This is a genomic window from Paenibacillus sp. N119s (assembly GCF_059447605.1).
In genome coordinates, this window is the sequence record NZ_JCAJRU010000439.1 from 1 (window position 1) to 1,400 (window position 1,400).

Genomic DNA, 1,400 nt, shown 5'->3' on the forward strand with positions numbered 1-1,400 from the left:
TGATCAACATGGCACGTTTTCTGGAAGGTAATCTCGTATCGAGTGGTTTGAAGTATGGTATTGTAGTGGGCAGATTCAATGAGTTTATTACTAGCAAACTGTTGAGTGGTGCACTTGATGCACTTCAAAGACATGGAGCACAGGAAGATGAAATAGATGTAGCATGGGTGCCGGGTGCATTTGAAATTTCACTGATTGCTCAAAAAATGGCTGCAAGTGGAAAATATGATGCCGTTATTACGCTTGGCACGGTTATCCGTGGTTCTACTTCACATTATGATATCGTCTGCAATGAAGTTGCCAAGGGTGTGGCGGCAAGCAGTCTAAAAACGGGAGTCCCTATTATTTTTGGTGTAGTGACTACGGAAAACATTGAGCAGGCTATTGAACGAGCAGGAACGAAGGCTGGCAATAAAGGATGGGATTCTGCACTAGCTGCAATTGAAATGGCCAATCTCGGTAAGCAGTTCTAATGATATAAATGGCTGAAAGAATGGCATAAACTGCAAAGTGGAAAAGGGATTGGATTGTTAAGCAGGGCGATGACGTATATACTACAGAAAGAGGGATTGATAACGTAGAGCATAAGTGCTAATGGGGAAAGGTATTGTGAATGATGATTGGAGTAAGGCAGGGGGAAGCACATTGACAGTCGTAAATTACAAGCTGGAAACATTCGAGGGTCCTCTGGATCTACTGTTGCATCTGATTGATAAAGCCGAGATCGACATTCAGGATATCCCAATTAGCGATATTACTGATCAGTATATGGCTTTTTTGCACAGTATGCAGGAGCTAGAGCTGGACATTACAAGCGAGTTTCTAGTGATGGCGGCGACGCTCTTATCCATTAAGAGTAAATTGTTGCTTCCCAAGCCACCTGTGATGGAATATGACGATTTTGATTTTTATGAAGAAGAGGATTATGATCCACGTGAGGAACTGGTTCGCAAGTTGGTGGAGTATCGTAAATACAAAGGGATTGCTCGCCATCTGAGTGAACGGGAATGGGAACGAAGTCTGATTTATGGCAAGGAGCCGGAAGATCTGAGTGCATTCCTGCCGACCGAACCCGCAAATCCGGTGCATGGGCTGCATGCAAGCGATTTGGTCGCGGCCTTTCAGCGAGCGTTGCGCAAAGCGGAACGACGTACGACGGTAACCCGTGTCCATCGGGATGAAATTTCAGTCAAGGACCGGATCCGGCAGGTTATCGGGGCGTTAGAGATGGTGGGGACTGGAGGACGGCTGCTGTTCTCCAAGCTGATGCATGAGGATATGTATCGGCATGAGGTGGTTGTGACCTTTTTGGCTATCCTTGAATTGATGAAAATGAAGCAAATTTTCTGTTATCAGGAGAAGCTTTTCGATGATATTGTAATGGAGTGGAGAGGGGATTT

Annotated in this window: 2 protein-coding genes; both read left to right on the forward strand. The window is 45.3% G+C overall.

From position 1 onward, the window contains the following. The first annotated feature begins 8 nt into the window (after positions 1 to 8). Positions 9 to 473: a 6,7-dimethyl-8-ribityllumazine synthase gene (gene ribH, locus AC5V8P_RS25555; RefSeq protein ID WP_013371724.1), complete on the forward strand. Its 465-nt coding sequence runs from the start codon at positions 9 to 11 to the stop codon at positions 471 to 473. A 172-nt stretch (positions 474 to 645) separates the two neighbouring features. Beyond that, a partial coding sequence (locus AC5V8P_RS25560; protein WP_495474049.1) for a segregation and condensation protein A occupies positions 646 to 1,400 on the forward strand: 755 nt, incomplete at its 3' end.

What these genes read in the sequence shown, in the direction of transcription:
- ribH (WP_013371724.1), top strand. Translation starts at nt 9, where the DNA reads ATGGCACGTTTTCTGGAAGGTAATCTCGTATCGAGTGGTTTGAAGTAT.